Here is a 17,526-nt window from a genome sequence, read left to right on the forward strand (position 1 = left end):
TTTCAATCAATTTAAGTATATAATATAGGGGAATAATTCTCTGTATACTAGACTACAATTTTATTTCCATCTAATATATTTTTCTAAATTTTCTATATCTTTAATTACGATTTCACCGTTCATAATATTTATTATGTTTTCATCTTTAAACCTATTCAATACTCTAGTTACCGTTACCCTTGAGCAGCCTATAAGGTTAGCAATTTCTTCGTGGGTAAATCTATCGTTTATCTTTTTGCCTTGGACCATCTCTTCGCCTTCTTGGTAATATAATCTGACAAGTGTATCTGCCACTTTACCAATAGAATCACTAAAAGCCATATTGAGCATTTGAAACATGGCTATCCTAAACTTTCTTGTGATGCTGTGAATTATATCTCTATAGATACTCGGGTTCTCAAGGAGTATTTCTTCAACTACCCTTTTATCTAATACGGATATGGTACTATCTTTCAAAGCTGTTGTCTCCAATTTGGCTTCTCCCCCAGCAAAATAATCCATTTCCTTAAATATTTCTCCACTTCGAAGTAAATAGAGGATTTTTTCTTCACCCTCCAAGCTATAAATAGATTGTTTGAGATTTCCGCTCATTACAATGCATATTGCATCTTCACCTTTTATTTGAATCAAACTATTTTTAGGATATTTTCTCATATTTCCCCTTTTACCAATTTCTAAAAATGAGCTTCTCATTTTTTCCTGCCGCTCTACCTGAAAATACTCATTATACATCTTTTCAACCTCCAATATTCCTTTATTTGCTATATTATATCATAGTAGAATATTGCCAGCCATCTAAAGCCTAACCAGCTAGCTTCCTCCTTAACTCTAGCCATACAGTAAGCTATTCAAGGAAACTAGTTCTAGTAATGACCATAGGAATAAAAATAATGGGACAGCCAAAAACATCCCATTGTCTCAATGTATCAACCGCAAGGGTCTATAGTTTTTTCAAAGAAAAATTTTCAAATTTTTCAAGGTTTGTTTTGATTTTGCTATGTAACTATTCAATTCCCAACATGCCTCATAATAATATTGTCGTCGCACCCTAGGGTTTTTACACTACCTAGGGTGCGACGACAAATCTATGATGCAAAAAGATCCGTCCTTGGTGCATCTATTTCTTTTCTATTTTTTCAATTGAATCCTTGAATTGTGGTAGATAATCCTTATGTGCTATTAACATCTCATCTAATAATTTTTTAGCGATATTACCTGCTGGAACTAATGGATTGATAGTAAATGCTTGCAAGGCTGCACCATAATCTCCTGTAACTGCTGCCTCAATGGTTAACTCTTCCATTGCCTTCATCAATTGGAGATAGCCTCTTGCTGCAGCATTTAATTTCCCAAAAGCAATTGGTTTTGGACCTGCTGCTGTCATGACGCTGCTTACTTCTACTGCAACATCATCTGGCAAATCTGGCAATGCACCATTGTTTCTTGTGCTAACAACCATTATATTCTGCTTATCGTTGTAAATAGAGCTTATTGTTTCACAAGCAGCATCTGAATAGTGTGCGCCACCACGTTTTGAAAGTTGTTCTGGTTTTTCTTTAAGATCTGAGTCCTTATATAATTCAAATAATTCTCTTTCTACTTCTTTAACTACTTCTGCCCTAGTTTCTCCTTTTTGATAGGACTCTATTGCCTTTTTAAGCATATCATCCTGAAGGTAATAATACATATGATACTCACATGGTAACATGCCCATCTTTTGCTAAAGACTGTAATGTGCCATCGTATTCTTTTCTCCATCACCATACTTGTTGACGGCTGGTGTGATATCTTCTAGCAACTTTTGCATCATTATCATATTTAATTGCATATTCAACTACTCTTTGATGAAACCTCATCTCTTCTGTTTCCGAAGGTGTCGAATACTTAATTGTTTTCATAGGAAAGGCCTCCGATACTTGTTTTTTGTGGTGAATAACATTATATCAGAGGCCTTTCCTTTTTTTCATTTTTTTGTCACAAATGTATTGTCTTATATCAAAGATTTTATAGTATTTCAATGATAAATATATGATATTCTATCCTCTAGTCGATTCCCTCTCATAGATAGTATAGGGTATAGTTACTTTCTTTCCCCTCACGTCTTTCTCTATGGCATCTACTAATAAGTCCATTGCTTTTCGTCCTAACTGGATGGCATTTATATCTACAGAAGTTAAAGGTACATTTGAATGCTTAGCAAGGGTACTGTTGTTAAAACTGGCTATGGCTATATCTCTTGGTATATCTATTCCTAGGTTTTCAAAGGCTTTTACTGCTCCAAAGGCTACCAAATCATCTGCTACTATTAACCCATCTGGCAGTGGTTTGATTTTTGATATTTGCCTTGCATAATCGTATCCAGTCTTTTCATCAAAGCTACCACTAAATAGTAAATTTTCATCAAAATCAATCCCCGCCTCCATTAAGGCTTTTTTATAGCCTTTTACCCGCTTTTTACTTACTATCAAATCTATATCTCCGACTATCATAGCAATCCGTTTCCTTCCAATATTAATAATATGATTGGTTAATTCATAAGCTGCAAGATAGTTATCATTATCCACCTGATTTATTTTTTCATCTTTCTCGTTGGTAGAACCTATTATAGAAAAGGGAAAATCCATCATCTGTAAATATTTTATACATTCGTCATTGACCTTACTAGTCATTAGTATTACTCCATCAACTTTAGAGCCTTTTATGAATTTTTGGATTATTTTAAGCTCTTCACCTTTTTCCGTATTAGTGGATAATAAAAGGTCATAACCCGAATTGGAAGCACCTTTAATAATCCCTCTAATGGATTCGGTAAAAAAAGGATTGGAAAAATAATCTTCCGATGTAGTAGGTATTATTATTCCTATGGTTCCAGTTTTTTTAATGGCCAAAGATCTAGCATTAGCATTTGGATAATAACCCAATTCATCCATGCATTTTAGCACCTTTTTTCTTGTAGCCTCACTAATCCTAGGACTATTAGATATTACCCTTGATACTGTAGATGGAGAAACTCCTGCTAACTTGGCTACATCATCAGCTGTTACTTGTTTGTTTCTTTTCATGGTATCACCTCTCTTCTATATCCTCAGTTTATCCTTTCTCCTGTTTGACTATCAAAGAAATGTAATGCACTAATATCATATCCAAAGGAATGTTTTTCTCCTTCATTGTATTCATAATGTCCAGGTACAGATATAAGCAATTCATGTCCATTTTCTAATTGGGTATATAATATTTTTTCTTTTCCCAGCATTTCTACCACATCTATAGTACATTCAAAGGTATCTCCTAGTTTGCCACCGCTTTCAAACCTTTCTGCTCTAATCCCCAATGATACTTCTTTTCCCTCATAAAATTCCAAAAGCTTGCCATCTTCTTCTGAAGGACTAACCTTTATAATACCATCTTTGGATACAAATTTCCCATTTATCATACTTCCATCGATTATATTTATAGTAGGAGAACCAATGAACTTAGCCACAAATATATTAGCTGGTTTATTATAAAAATCTTCTGGCTTTCCTACTTGCTGAATTTTTCCATCATTCATCAATACAATCTTTGTAGCCATAGTCATAGCTTCCGTTTGATCATGAGTCACATATACAGTAGTGCTTCCCAAGGTCTTATGAAGTCTAACTAGTTCTACTCTCATATGTTCCCTAAGCTTAGCATCTAAATTAGATAATGGTTCATCCATTAGAAATACCTTAGGTTTTCGTACTATGGCTCGTCCAAGAGCAACTCTCTGTCTCTGTCCCCCCGAAATATCTGAAGGCTTGGAATACAGATATTCCTCAAGTTTTAGCAATTTAGCCGCCTCCACTACCCTTTCGTGAATAATTTTTTTATTTTCCTTCCTCATCAATAGAGAAAATCCCATATTATCATATACGGTCATATGGGGATATAAGGCATAGGATTGAAAAACCATGGCTATATCTCTATCTTTAGGGGGAATTTTATTCACTCTTTTATCGTTAAAATATAAATCCCCTTCTGTTATAGAGTTAAGTCCTGCTATCATCCTAAGCAATGTTGTCTTACCACATCCCGATGGACCTAGTATAACACAAAAATCTTGACTTTCTATTTTTAAATCTATACCTCTTAATGTAAATTCTTCTCGTCCTTCATATTTTTTACCTATATTCTTTAAAATAACTTTCATAAAACAACCTCCAAACCCTTAATAGTTTCATATGATAGAGCTATTCTTAACCTTTTACTGAACCCTCTGCTAAACCTGAAACCAATTCTTTTTGTAAAGCTATGAATAGTATTACCACAGGGATAGCTGTAAGCAATCCTCCTGCTGCAAAAGCAGGTTGGTTTAAGGTTCTAACATCGTTTATCAACGTGAACAATCCTGCTGCTAACGTATAGGTTTCTGGGCTTGTCAGTAATACCTTTGGTAATAAATAATCCATAAATGGACCAATAAATGACCACAAAGCTATTAGAGCAAGCATAGGTCTTGCTATTGGCATGATAATCAATCTGTAAACTTGGAGATTGGAACATCCATCTATTTTAGCCGCATCGTCTAATTCTGTAGATATTGAATCGATATATCCCTTTAGGATAAAAGTGTTATTGGCTATTCCTCCTCCTGCATATATTAACACTAGCATCATCTGTCTTGTAAAACCAGGGTTTATTGAAGATATGACAGAGTACATGGTAAAATAGGCGGTAATCCCTGCAAATGTAGGTATAGCTTGTATAAGCATCATAGCCATTAAGGATATTTTTTTACCTTTAAATCTATATCTTGAATAGGCATAGCCAGTTAACGAAACTATTAACAATATCAAAACTGCTGTAGCCAATGCGATTAATATGGTATTCTTTGTCCATTGTAAAAACAAAGTATTATTAAACAGATATTCAAAATGTTTTAGTGAAAAGGTAAACTGGTCATTAAGCATTAGATATTGTTCTTGTTTCCCATTAAATGCTGATAAAACCATTTGGAAAAGAGGCCACAAAATAGCTATTGCCCAAGATATGAGTATAATATATGTTATAACCAACAATATCTTACCTGTAATACTCAATGGTCGTTTGTCCGATAGATATAGTTTCTCCTTTTTTCTTAACAATTTCATTACAATCTCTCCTCTTTAAAGGCTTTAGAACTTCTATATCCTAGAAATGAAACAAGCATTACTGCAATGGAAACGAAAACTGTAATAGCTGCACCTATACCTTGATATTGATTTTCTATGGTCAATTTATATATATATGAGATAAGCAGATCAGAAGAACCTGCTAAGTTTCCGTATTTACTCGGTTCAAAGGGACCTCCTCCATTAAATAAATATATTATAGAGAAGTTGTTGAAGTTAAATACATATTGGCCTACCAGCAAAGGTGCAGTTTGAAATAGCACTATAGGTAGTGTGATATGTCTTAATTTTTGCCATGTTGTAGCCCCATCAATTTCCGATGCTTCATATAGATCACTAGGTATAGATTGCAGTACTCCAGTAGATAACAAGAATATATATGAACTTCCTAACCATCCTTGTAATAAAATCAATGCAATTCTAGTCTGAGTTGTATTGGTCTTTACACTCATCTCAAGACCCCAGATATTGTTAACTAATTGTGAAATGGCTCCATTTGGAGATAACATTATGCTAAAAAACATTATAGAAATAAAAGCTGGTACAGCCCAAGGTAGTAAATAAATAGTTCTAAATATGGTTTTTCCTTTGACTCTATCGTTATTGACTAATAAGGCTAATATAAATCCTATAAATATGGCTAAACTGGTTGCTAGCAAAGTCCAGACTAAAGTCCATCCTAAAGTGAGCCAGAAAACAGAACCAGCTAAGCCTTCCCCTAGAAATATCATTTTATAGTTTTTAATCCCTATCCAGCTAAATTTAGATTGATGTTGAGGATCCATTCCAGTAAAAGATAATAGGATAGTTGTAGTAACTGGAACTAATACCATAAATATTATTACTATAAGAGCGGGAAGGTTGGCAACATAGGGAAAACCTTCTTCACTTAAATAAGTTTTTGTTTCAAACCAATTATTTGGCCTAACCCCTTTTATAGTATCTTTCTCTACTTTTAACACATCTTTAAAAGAAAAATATAGAAGAAATAAAGATAAAATCACTAGAAATATGGCTATTATACCTTCTATCATAAATATTAGAGATTTATCTATTCTTCTCCCTCCTTCAGCTAGCGAGATAAGTCCCCTTATTCCCTCTCCTTGATAGTTTCCAAATCCTAAGGCATATGGAATAGCAATAAGGTAAATAAATAAACTTGCTAATAGAAATATAAACCCTTTTTTATACTGCTTGTTAAGCATCTGACCTATTCCAGGAAATAGAAAGGTGAAATAGGCTACTTTGGGTTTAGTCTTTTCAACCTCAATAGGGATTTTTCTACGTATATCTGCCATATTCGAATTCAATATCTTTAGATTTATTTTTGTATTTTCCTTTATTTCATGTCTTGTATTCTTTATAAATTCCCTATTAGTTTTTCGCTGAGATTCATAGGATTTAAGTATTATTTTTTCTTTGTACTTTTGTTTGAGAATATTGATTTCATTTACTTGAGCTTTTTTTGAAATTGACCCTTTTCTTCTCTTTTCTTGTAATTTTCTTTTTTCTTCCTTTAAAAACGCTTTATGTTCTTTTTTAAATTCCTTAAATTCTTTCTTAAATTTTCTCTCTCTGTTTGGATCAATGTTTTTCTTTTCTATCAAAGCTTTTTCTATGTCTAATGTTCTATCAATTATATTATGGATTATATCAGGTAATTCTTCCATTAAAAGATTGGATTGTTCATACTCGAACTCTGCATCATAGCTCAAAGCTACATAGTCCTTGTAGAATTGACCTTTTTCTTGAGCTAGAAATAAATCTACTTTAAGTTTCTTTGCCTTATACGGCAAAGTTTTATCTAGTGAGTTTTTAAATTTTTTCTTATTGGCCTTCAAAGTTTTTAAAAACTTCTTTTCTTCAAATTTAAACTTCTTTAATTCTATATCATTACTAATCAACTCACTCCCACCTTTTATCAATGCTACTATTTTGTATTAACTTGCTTAAGGCTAATATCTTGGTTATTAATATTATATAACACAGTATATTGATATAGTAAAATATGGAATCAATTTTTTGTTCAATTATGACATGAATTAGATTTCCAGACAATAGTATAGCCCATATATGTACGTATATTTTATTGACTCTAGTATATTTAAAAGCAAAATATGTGTAAATACCCAGAGCCATAGGGATTATTATTTTGATGAAAAAATAGGTAAGATTACTTGTTAGGTACAGTTGATAATAGTTTACGCCTTCAGTATTAGGAGACTCTGATATATTTATCCCATCAATCCATTCATTATAAATGCTTATATCCTTTACATTTATCATGACTTCTAAAGAGTTTAGAAGGATGATTATAGAACATAATATCAATATACTATAAAATTGTTTTTCAGGTAATTTTATGTTAAAATTCATGTTTCCTCCTATTTAATATAAATCTTTAGGGAAGAAAACTTAAACGATTCTTCCCTAAAGACCTTGTTAATTTCCTTAAAAAGTTTGCATCATAGCATCAAAAGATGCTTTTATTTCTTTATATGCATCTTCTACAGTGGCTGGTTTAGTATTTGGCCATGAGAGGATTGAATTCTTCCATGTATCCCAAACAGAACCCCATTCTATAAACAATGGACGAGCTGGAGCAGCTTCATAGGACTCAATAACTGCTCTAATTACCATTTTATCTGTTTGTGATAGATCAGAATCTTCATAGTCAGATAGTGGCACATTTTCTAATATTTTGCCTGTAGCCTTAAAAAATTCTACTGCATATTCAGGATTTACTACCTCTTCGATGAATTTTTGACTGAGTAACTTTTTTTCTTCATTTTCTTCTACTCGAGAATTAACGGATAGACCCCAACCACCTTTCCAATGAGCTAATGGTTTTCCATTAACTGTAACTTTATTTATGGGTAGTATTTCTAAATCTTCTCCACTATTAGCTAGATTAGATAAACTACCTGTAGACCAAGGACCTTCAAGTCTTAAAGATGTATGACCATCAGAACTAAAGGCGGTATCCATATATCCCCAAGCTGCATCTTCGTCCCATAGAGATGTTTTGGCTTCGTTATGAGCTTTCCAATAATTGAACAATGCCGTAAATACTCCTTGTTTTTCTTCTGGTAATTCATTAAATTCTGCAGTCAGATCTGAAAAAAGATTTCCTGAGTTATCTATGCCCAATAGTTCTATATCTGCTGAGTTAGTTACTGCAACACCAAACCAAGCATCGAATACTGGTATTAGCATATCTTCTGTTCCCAGATTAGTAAATTCTATAGTTTCTGATAAATCTATATCATTAGCCTCTGCATTGGCTTTGTTTGCAAATATGATTAAGGTTTCGATATTCATAGGGAATGCCAAATAATCTTCTCCTATTTTGAAGTTTCCACCAAGACCTTCATCATAATTGGGAAAACCTCCTACATTTGCTGCCATGGTTTTAGCATCAATTGCTGCTAAGGCTTCATTTTGTGCTAATCCATATATTCTATCTGCTGGAATGGCAAATACATCTGCCACATCTTCATTTGTAACATCTGTTGCATCTAGTACATCTAGATGATCAAAAGAACTTGTTACTATAAACTCAATAGTTGCACCTGGATATGTTTCTTTAACCCTTTCTGCTGCCTTTTCATAATGAGGTAACCATTCTTCCTCTACTTGTACGGAAATAGTTTCTTGAATTTCTCCAACTTCCTCTGGGCTACTATCGTTTTCTACACTAGTTGACTCATCACTACCGCAGGCTACCAGAGCCAAAGACAATACTAACGCTAATAATAAAACACCAGTTTTTTTCATTTTATTCCCTCCCATTTTATATAAACTAATTTTTAATACCCCATATTTCCTTAGCATATTGTTCTATAGTTCTGTCAGAGCTAAATTTGCCTGCATTAACCATGTTGATCCAGCATTTTTTTGCCCATTCCATTCTGTTTGTATAGGCATCATTAACTCTTTTGTGAGCATCTCTATAGCTATCAAAATCCTTCATCAAATAATACATATCTGGCCTATGCCAAGAAGCTCCTTCTAAAATGGAATCGTACAGTTCTTTAAATACTCCAGTATTGCCATCGCTAAAGGTTCCATCTACTAAAGAATCTACTACTCTTTTAAGTCCTTCTGTTTTTTGGTAATACTCCTTTGGATTATAGGTGTTTTTTAGATTTTCTATTTCCTCAACCCTTAACCCAAATATGAAGTTATTATCCTCTCCTGCTTCCTCTACTATTTCTATATTTGCCCCATCTAATGTTCCAATAGTAGGAGTACCATTTAGCATAAACTTCATATTTCCTGTACCTGAAGCTTCTTTACCAGCTGTGGAAATCTGCTCTGAAATATCTGCTGCTGAAAATAGCTTTTCCCCATAGGAAACTCCATAGTTAGTTATAAATACTACTTTTATCTTTCCATCTATATCTTTATCATTGTTAATTAGTTCTTTTATTTCGTTTATATATTTTATAATTCCTTTAGCTCTATGGTATCCTGGTGCTGCCTTTCCACCAAAGATGAAGGTTCTGTTGACCATATCAAGATCTGGATTTTCCTTTAACCTGTAATATAGATCCAACACATGGAAGGCATTTAAAAGCTGCCGCTTATATTCGTGAATCCTTTTGATTTGAATATCAAAAATAGAATATAGGTCTATTTCTATACCTTCCTGTTTTTTAATATATTCTGCTAGCTGATTCTTCTTAATTTGTTTTATGTCTAAGAATCTTTTTAAAACGTTTTCATCATCTTTATACTTTTCCAATTTCTTTAATTCTTCTAATTTGGTTATCCAAAGTTCTGAACCCAATAATTCTGTTATAAACTCTGAAAGTTCTGGATTAGCCTTTAATAGCCATCTTCGTTGGGTAATCCCGTTAGTTTTGTTATTAAACCTTTCAGGATAGAGTTTATACCAATTGTTTAATTCCCTTTTAGCTAAAATATCTGAATGTACCTTTGCTACACCATTAGTTGAGTGGGTTCCATTAATTGCAAGATATGCCATATTTATATTGTCCTTTTCTATTATCTTGTACTGGTTTATTGCATCATAAGATATGCCCTTTTCTTTAAGTTCTTCTACTAAATCTTCATTTATTCTTTCAATTATTTTGTATACCTTTGGCAGTAAAATTTTATAGAATTTTACTGGCCACCTTTCCAAAGCTTCTTGCATAATGGTATGATTCGTATAAGCAAAAGTATTGATAACAATTTCCCATGCCTTATCCCAATCCATCCCATAGATATCGGTTAATATTCGCATCATCTCTGGAATTGCAACTGTTGGATGAGTGTCATTTAACTGTATTGCATGGTGCTCATGAAAATTATCTAAAGTATCATATTTACTAAGATGATTTCTAACCAAATCTTGTAAAGATGCAGAAACGAAAAAATATTGTTGTTTTAATCTAAGTATTTTTCCTTCATCTTTTGTATCATTTGGATATAGTACTTTTGATATGATTTCTGCATCATTCCTTTCCTTTATAGATAGATGATAGTTTTGCTGATTAAATTGTTCTAAATCAAAGGGATTGACAGCTTCTGCCTGCCATAGTCTTAAGGTATTTATTGTCTTTCCACCATAACCAATAATTGGAGTATCATAGGGAACTGCAATTACATCACTATCAGCAAAACTCACTAGAACTTTCTCATTATCCCTTCTTATGGACCAAGGATCTCCAAATTGCAGCCAGTCGTCCCCTTCTTCAACTTGAAATCCGTCTTTAAGCCTTTGACGGAATATCCCATATTCATATCTAATACCGTATCCCATTAATGGATAGTTCAACGTAGCAGCCGAATCTAAGAAACATGCTGCCAACCTTCCTAAACCACCGTTTCCTAAACCAGGATCTTCTTCTGTTTCTTCTATGCTGTTGTAGTCAATGTCCAGTTCTTCCAATAAATCCTTTATTTCAGATTGTAATTTCATATTAATTAAATTGTTACTTAATGCTCTCCCCATTAAATATTCAGCTGAAAGGTAGTATGCCTTCTTTTTATCTTCGTGTTTTTTCAAAGAATTGATCCACCTAGGCACTATATCTTCCATCAATGCTTTAACTAAGGCAATATATCTTTCTTTACTATTACAGTCATCAATACTCTTCCTAAAGTTTGTTAAAGTATAAGCTTCCATTCTATTTATCATTTTTCTCGTGGATACCATAAAGTCACCTCCTATAAATCCTCGTCATGTTTCGTAATTTACTTGCAATTTCATCTGTTAAATCCTCTTTTTCCATCCTCCAGATCCAATTTCCTCCAACTGTAGACGGAATATTCATCCTAGCAGAATCGTCTAAGCCTAAAAGGTCCTGGGTAGTCGTTATAGCTAAATATGCTGTAGAACTCCATGCCCCCCTTATGAATCCCCAATTCACCCCCTCAATTGAATCCAATTTCAAATATTCTATTGCATAGTTTACATCTTCTTTATCTGTATTAGTGTACCAGCCGACAACTGTCGAATTATCATGGGTTCCAGTATAAACCACACAATTTTTATTAAAATTGTGAGGAAGATAATCGCTTTCCTCCCTTGAATCAAAAGCAAATTGTAGTACTTTCATTCCAGGAAAACCAGATTCCTCAATTAATTTAATTACGTCTTCTGTTAAAAAACCCAAATCCTCTGCAATAATATTCATATCTCCTAATTCTTCTTTTAGTTTATTAAATAATTTCATCCCTGGTCCCTTTGTCCATTGTCCATTTATAGCATCTTTGGCTCCATATTTAACTTCCCAGTAAGACTCAAACCCCCTAAAATGATCAATTCTAAGTACATCGAATAACTTAAGACTATATTCGAACCTTTTAACCCACCAACTGTACTCATCCTTTTCCATAGCATCCCAATCATAAATTGGATTACCCCAAAGCTGCCCTTTTGGAGAAAAAGCATCAGGAGGACAACCTGAAACGGTTATTGGAATTAGGTTGTCGTCTAGATAAAATAATTCTGGATTTCCCCATACATCGGAGCTATCCTCTGATACATATATAGGTAGATCTCCAATAATGTTTATTCCTTTTCCATTTGCATATTTTTTTAATCTATACCATTGTTCTGTAAAAAAATATTGGGTGAAAATCCAAAAATAGATTGAATCTGTATTTTTCTTCTCAAAGTTCTTGACTTCTTCAGTGTTTATTCTTCTATATTTCTCATCCCAAAATAGCCAAGATATGTTGTTATGGTATTCCTTTATTGCCATAAATAGCGCAAATTTCCTAAGCCAACTCTTATTACGAGTATAAAAATTATACAATTCCTCTTTTATATAGGGATATGCTCTTCTATAAGCTATTTTTAAAAGTTTCATTTTGTTTTTATATAGTAATCCATAGTCTACTCTTTTGGGGTCCTTTCCCATATCTAAATTATCAATTTCATCTTTCCTCAAATATCCCTTTTCAATAAATTCGTCAAAATCTATGAAATATGGATTTCCAGCAAAAGCTGAAAAGGACTGGTAAGGAGAGTCCCCAAAACCCGTTATTCCTAAAGGTAACACCTGCCAATTCTTCTGTTTTGCTTTTGCTAAAAACTCAACAAAATTATAAGCTTCTTTACCAAAATCTCCAATTCCATATTCTCCAGGTAATGAAGATATATGCATTAAAATTCCGCTCGACCTTTTATTTGCCATATTATTCTCCTCTGATCAAAATTTCTTTATATTTAATACTGTTTTTAGAGTCGATAATTTTAATATTTATATTCTCTATAAAAGGATTGTCATTATCCACCTTTATATCATAGTCTCCTGCTTTTTTAACTATATGTATATTTGTTGAATAGCTTAAATTATAGCTTTTGCCATCATCATCGTATAATTCATATACAGCTTGATCATCTACATAAGCTAATATTTCTATGCTTTTTAAATCCAATTCCTTTACATTTTTAGAAGGCTTAACATAAGGAATCATTGAATTCTTCCTTAAAAAGAATTTTAAATCTTCTAGTCCATACTCTATATAGTGAATCCCCTTTTTCCTTATACCAGTAGTCATATCTTCCTCCAAGAAGGATACCTCTAGCATATCCTCTGGTAGATATACGTACCTACCACTGTGGTTGGAAGTATGTACTGGTGCAAGCATTAGCTGATTCCCTAGTAGGATTTGATCTTCTGCTTCTTCAGCTAAAGTCCCTTGAAATTCAAAGGATAGGGGTTTAAACATTAAAGTATAATTGTTTACGGCCTTCATGTATTCTGAATAGATGTAAGGGATTAGACTGTATCTTGCCTTGATCAAATTTCTTGTATTGCTAAGCACCTTTTCTGAAAAAGCATAGGGTTCCTGATTGTTACAGCCTATAGCAGAATGATTTCTTAGCAATGGTGTAAATACGCTTAATTGTAGCCATCTAGTCAAAAGTTCTCCATTGCAATTACCTCCAAAACCACCAGTATCTGCACCTATATAGAAGAATCCACACATATTTAAGGAAGGTAGAATTTTTATGTTCTGCTCTAAATGAGACCACCAAGATGAGTTGTCTCCTGTCCAAATACCACCATATCTATGCATTCCAATAGAGGATGCTCTGGAAATCAATAAAAATCTCTTATCCTTTAACAATCTAGTTAAACCCAGATAGGCGGATTTAGTCATGTAGTAGCCATATAGATTGTGAACTTTGTCGTTAGAAATCCTTTTCCCATCTATTTCATGATAAAAATTCTTATAATAGGAATCCTTGTTAGCTAGATTCATAAAATTATCCTTTAGCTTAAAATATGAAAAGACATCTAAATCCTTATCTTGAGATTCCTGAGCATATTGAATAGCCTCAGCTAAGGCCTCTTGTTCATAGAAAATCGCTGGCTCATTCATATCGTTCCAGAAGCCTTCTATACCACAGTCAGTCAATACCTGGTATTTAGATCCAAACCACAATTGGGTCTCTTCTTTCATGAAATCTGGAAAATGGACTTTTCCTGGCCATACTACCCCTTCATAAGGTTTTCCCTCTTCGTCTTTACAGAAATAATCTCCTTCAATACCTTCTTCGTAAATATGGTAACCCTTTTCCACCTTCACTCCAGCATCTATTATAGGTACTAGATAGAGACCATCCTTTTTTAAATCCTCTACAAAATTCTTGAATCCGTCAAATCTCTCATCCGATATAGTAAAATCTTTGAAGTCGTCCATATAGTCTAGATCTAAGAAAATCCCCTCCAATGGGATATCGTTTTTCCTAAATGTTTCGTAAACCTTTTTAACCTCATCCTTATCTTTGTATCCCCATCGGCTTTGAAAATATCCAAAAGCCCATTTAGGTGGAATATAGGATTTGCCAATTATCTGCAAGAATTTAGTAGAAATTTCTTCTAAATTTTCTCCTTCAATTATATAAATATAAAAGTCTTTTCCATAGATTTTAATATTAAATAAATCTTCATTATAATACCCTACATCATATTTAATCCTACTTGGAAAATCTATAAAGTATCCTCTAGATTCTTTGCCAGATATGATAAAAAAATTGTGGGCTGAATATAATTTAGTTCTATCTTCAATATGCAAAGGTTCATCAGTACAATAAGATTCATATAATCTGCCTCTTTTATTAACTCCACCCAAATTTCCGCCAAGACCATATACTATATCCTCAGACGAAAGGTTTAGAGATATTTTAGAGTATCCTTCTTTAAACCGAATATCCAAATGCTCTTCTAGTTTTATTTCTATTTTTTCTTCGATTACAGCTCCTGTTTCGATAGGATTGCCGTATTTATAAACTTTTGTCCCGTTTTTTAGTTTATATGATTTCATGCTAACCTCCTTTTATTATGAAATTTGTGCAAGCGGTTGCACAACCCTTATATAAAGGATATACTATTTTTTCTTATTTGTAAAGTACTATTTTCTTGCAAAGGTTAATGGATCATCTTATGCACAGAAAAGTAAATCTAGAATATTCTCTGCTTATCGGATAAACAGCAGTTGTATAGAGCAGTTACCTCTATATATCTTTCTCTTAAAGTGGCTATAAAAGGATTAATTTCTCTTTACAAAATGACAGTTTCTCCTTAATTTAATCTTCTTCCATAGACTCAAATGAAATTGGCTCAGGAACTGGCACAAAAGCATTAAGTTCAGAGGTGTAAAGTATAAAATAGAATAGAAAACCCTGTAATAATTGTAATTACAGGGTTTTCTATTGGCATACCTAGGAGGACTTCAACCCCCCGACCAATTGAATTGTTTTTTATTTCTGCTATTTTTTGTATATTTCTATCACAGGACACAATATGTAGACTTGGCGGAACTAATCTACTATCGATTTGTTGAAGAAACTTATCAACAAATCAGGTTAGGTTATGAGTTTACAACAGATTATTTCTTTTTTCTTCATTCTAGAATTCATACACCAATGTCCGATAAAGTTTATATCTTTTCTTTCCTTTTTAGCATTTTTAATCATTTCAAAATAATTTTTGCCCTCTACTTTGATCTTTTCAACTTCTAGAAGCCCAGCTGATTCAAGGGATCTGGATGTTTTTATGCAAAGATGAATTACCGAATCCCCTAGTTTGCCGTCAACTCTTTTCAAAATATTGTATATAGTTTTACCTGTAATATCTTTAAAAAACCTTGGCCCAACTATATCTATAGTACCAGCAGGATCTGCATAGGAGATTACATCGACTCCATTTTTTATGGCTTCTAAAATATAGTACACTGTACTATTTTCGATTAATTTCAATAATCTATTTGCCTTGTCTATATCTTTTCTGGTGGTTCTAAAAAATAAATTGCTCTCTATAATAGTAGTTCCAAGAGTAACAGGTCCAGTTATATCAAGAACTACGTTTTTTCCATCTTTCTTTAATATGTCCACTGCCTTAAGTACTTCAGCAATTCTACCTTTACTCAAATCTAAATTTCCCATATCTTCGATTAAATTTATATCGTCAATTGCATATCTTTCTATTCTATTACCGAGTTTATGGTCAAATTCCACTGTAGAACCAAAAGCTTCAGCTTCTACAGTATGGCAGAAAGGTAACTCACAATATGGAGAATTCTTATATGCTTTAAGAGTTTTTGACAATGTAGCTATTTTTGAAGCATCATTATTTATTTCTTTATAAGATAGACCTAAGTCTTCTAAAATCCTATCAGGTATTGATTCTTCCTCTTTACCAATACATTTTAATATATTCCCTACTGCCATTTTACCACCTATTCTAGAAATTTAGTTGAGCAACAAAGATATCTTGAAAATTTTCTTTAAGAGATAGTTCCAATACTTCCATATCTTCCTTAATATCATATACTTTCTTATAACAATCACTGTTAATCAAAGCAAGTCTTGCACCTTCTAGTGAAGTATTCCCTAAGAATTTTATATCTCCGTTAAATCCTTTAGGTATTAATCCTATTTCCATTATATTATCTGGATTAATATGATAACCAAAGGCTCCAGCTATATATACCAATGGTATTTCTTCTATTGTCAATCCTATTTCATCTAACATCATAATTACACCAGAAGCTATAGCTCCCTTAGCTAGCTGAATTTGTCTTATATCCTTTTGAGAAATATATATATCATCAGTTATATAGAACTTCTTATCCACTAATCTTTCAGCCAATTTAGGATTTATATTCTTGTTCCATCTGCCAGATTTAGTTACAATATCTCTTCTCACCAATGCTCCAGCTATATCTATAAGACCACTGCCACAAATTCCTATTGCTTTAGCATTTCCTATTGTTGAGTAACTAATATTATAGTCTGCATCAATATCAAATTTTTCTATAGCTCCATATTCCGCACGGCATCCACATTCAATATTCATACCTTCCAATGCTGGTCCTGCTGCTGTAGATGTACATATTATCTTTCCATCCTTTAATGCTGCAAGTTCACCATTTGTACCAATATCTATGAACACAGCCTTTTTATTATTTCGAAATCCTGATGCCATAATACCTGATACTATATCCCCACCTACATAGGATGAAGCAGATGGAATTATAGTAAATAAAGCTTCCTTATTTGCCTTTATTGATATATTTCTTGCTTTAATACCTTCGCAACTTAAAAACACTGATCTATATGGTGCCTTAGCTAAGGATTCAGGATTTATTCCTAATAACAAATGCATCATTGTAGTATTGGCTGCAATAGTAATATGATAAACATCATCCACTTTGTATAAATTACCAACAATTTTCTCAATTATATGGTTTATTTCATCTACTATTAACTCCTGAAGTTTAATAGCACCTGATGGATTTTCCATACAATATGTAATCCTTGTTAGTACTGGATAGGCTATACTAAATAGGACAATTAAATTCCGAACAATGATATAATAAAAATATAAATATTTGGGAGGAATTTAAATGGCTAAACGATATGAGG

13 protein-coding genes and 1 pseudogene are annotated in these 17,526 nt (G+C 32.9%); all 14 read right to left on the reverse strand.

Annotated elements, in window-relative coordinates; all coding sequences use genetic code 11:
• Positions 1 to 60 precede the first annotated feature (60 nt).
• The 14 genes and pseudogenes from C3E89_RS01350 to C3E89_RS13400 all read right to left on the reverse strand — a co-directional run bounded on the left by C3E89_RS01350 (position 61) and on the right by C3E89_RS13400 (position 17,503).
• On the reverse strand, positions 61 to 732 hold the full coding sequence (locus C3E89_RS01350; RefSeq protein ID WP_236910700.1) for a Crp/Fnr family transcriptional regulator: 672 nt from the start codon (positions 730 to 732) through the stop codon (positions 61 to 63).
• A gap of 385 nt (positions 733 to 1,117) precedes the next feature.
• Positions 1,118 to 1,714, reverse strand: a pseudogene (locus tag C3E89_RS01355) (6-phospho-beta-glucosidase); the annotation flags it as partial.
• 43 nt (positions 1,715 to 1,757) lie between these two features.
• Entirely contained in the window at positions 1,758 to 1,898 is a 141-nt protein-coding gene (locus C3E89_RS01360; protein ID WP_236910701.1) for a hypothetical protein, read from the reverse strand.
• 138 nt (positions 1,899 to 2,036) lie between these two features.
• Positions 2,037 to 3,062 carry a LacI family DNA-binding transcriptional regulator gene (locus C3E89_RS01365; RefSeq protein ID WP_236910702.1) on the reverse strand — a complete coding sequence of 342 codons (1,026 nt, stop codon included), beginning with the start codon at positions 3,060 to 3,062 and terminating at the stop codon, positions 2,037 to 2,039.
• A 23-nt stretch (positions 3,063 to 3,085) separates the two neighbouring features.
• The gene (locus C3E89_RS01370) at positions 3,086 to 4,171 is read right to left on the reverse strand and encodes an ABC transporter ATP-binding protein (RefSeq protein ID WP_236910703.1); all 1,086 of its coding nucleotides are present in this window, start codon (positions 4,169 to 4,171) and stop codon (positions 3,086 to 3,088) included.
• Positions 4,172 to 4,217: 46 nt separating this feature from the next.
• Positions 4,218 to 5,111, reverse strand: a complete 894-nt coding sequence (locus tag C3E89_RS01375) for a sugar ABC transporter permease (protein ID WP_236910704.1) — start codon at positions 5,109 to 5,111, stop codon at positions 4,218 to 4,220.
• Positions 5,111 to 7,036 (reverse strand): carbohydrate ABC transporter permease, encoded by a 1,926-nt coding sequence (locus C3E89_RS01380; RefSeq protein WP_236910705.1) that lies wholly within the window; start codon positions 7,034 to 7,036, stop codon positions 5,111 to 5,113. The genes C3E89_RS01375 and C3E89_RS01380 overlap by 1 nt, the downstream gene beginning before the upstream one ends.
• Position 7,037: 1 nt before the next feature.
• Positions 7,038 to 7,508, reverse strand: a complete 471-nt coding sequence (locus C3E89_RS01385) for a hypothetical protein (RefSeq protein ID WP_236910706.1) — start codon at positions 7,506 to 7,508, stop codon at positions 7,038 to 7,040.
• Between the two features lie 75 nt (positions 7,509 to 7,583).
• Complete coding sequence (locus C3E89_RS01390; RefSeq protein ID WP_236910707.1) at positions 7,584 to 8,909, reverse strand: sugar ABC transporter substrate-binding protein; 1,326 nt, start codon at positions 8,907 to 8,909, stop codon at positions 7,584 to 7,586.
• A gap of 25 nt (positions 8,910 to 8,934) precedes the next feature.
• Complete coding sequence (locus C3E89_RS01395; RefSeq protein ID WP_236910708.1) at positions 8,935 to 11,298, reverse strand: glycogen/starch/alpha-glucan phosphorylase; 2,364 nt, start codon at positions 11,296 to 11,298, stop codon at positions 8,935 to 8,937.
• A gap of 4 nt (positions 11,299 to 11,302) precedes the next feature.
• A complete protein-coding gene (malQ, locus tag C3E89_RS01400; protein WP_236910709.1) occupies positions 11,303 to 12,784 on the reverse strand; it encodes a 4-alpha-glucanotransferase in 1,482 nt (493 codons plus the stop codon).
• A 1-nt stretch (position 12,785) separates the two neighbouring features.
• Positions 12,786 to 14,924: a glycoside hydrolase family 31 protein gene (locus tag C3E89_RS01405; protein ID WP_236910710.1), complete on the reverse strand. Its 2,139-nt coding sequence runs from the start codon at positions 14,922 to 14,924 to the stop codon at positions 12,786 to 12,788.
• A 541-nt stretch (positions 14,925 to 15,465) separates the two neighbouring features.
• Positions 15,466 to 16,329, reverse strand: a complete 864-nt coding sequence (locus tag C3E89_RS01410) for a uroporphyrinogen decarboxylase family protein (protein ID WP_236910711.1) — start codon at positions 16,327 to 16,329, stop codon at positions 15,466 to 15,468.
• Positions 16,330 to 16,342: 13 nt separating this feature from the next.
• The gene (locus tag C3E89_RS13400; protein ID WP_336512951.1) at positions 16,343 to 17,503 is read right to left on the reverse strand and encodes an ASKHA domain-containing protein; all 1,161 of its coding nucleotides are present in this window, start codon (positions 17,501 to 17,503) and stop codon (positions 16,343 to 16,345) included.
• Positions 17,504 to 17,526: the final 23 nt, after the last annotated feature.

Source organism: Clostridium sp. Cult1, assembly GCF_021655095.1.
Classification (GTDB): Bacteria; Bacillota; Clostridia; order Tissierellales; family Tepidimicrobiaceae; genus Schnuerera.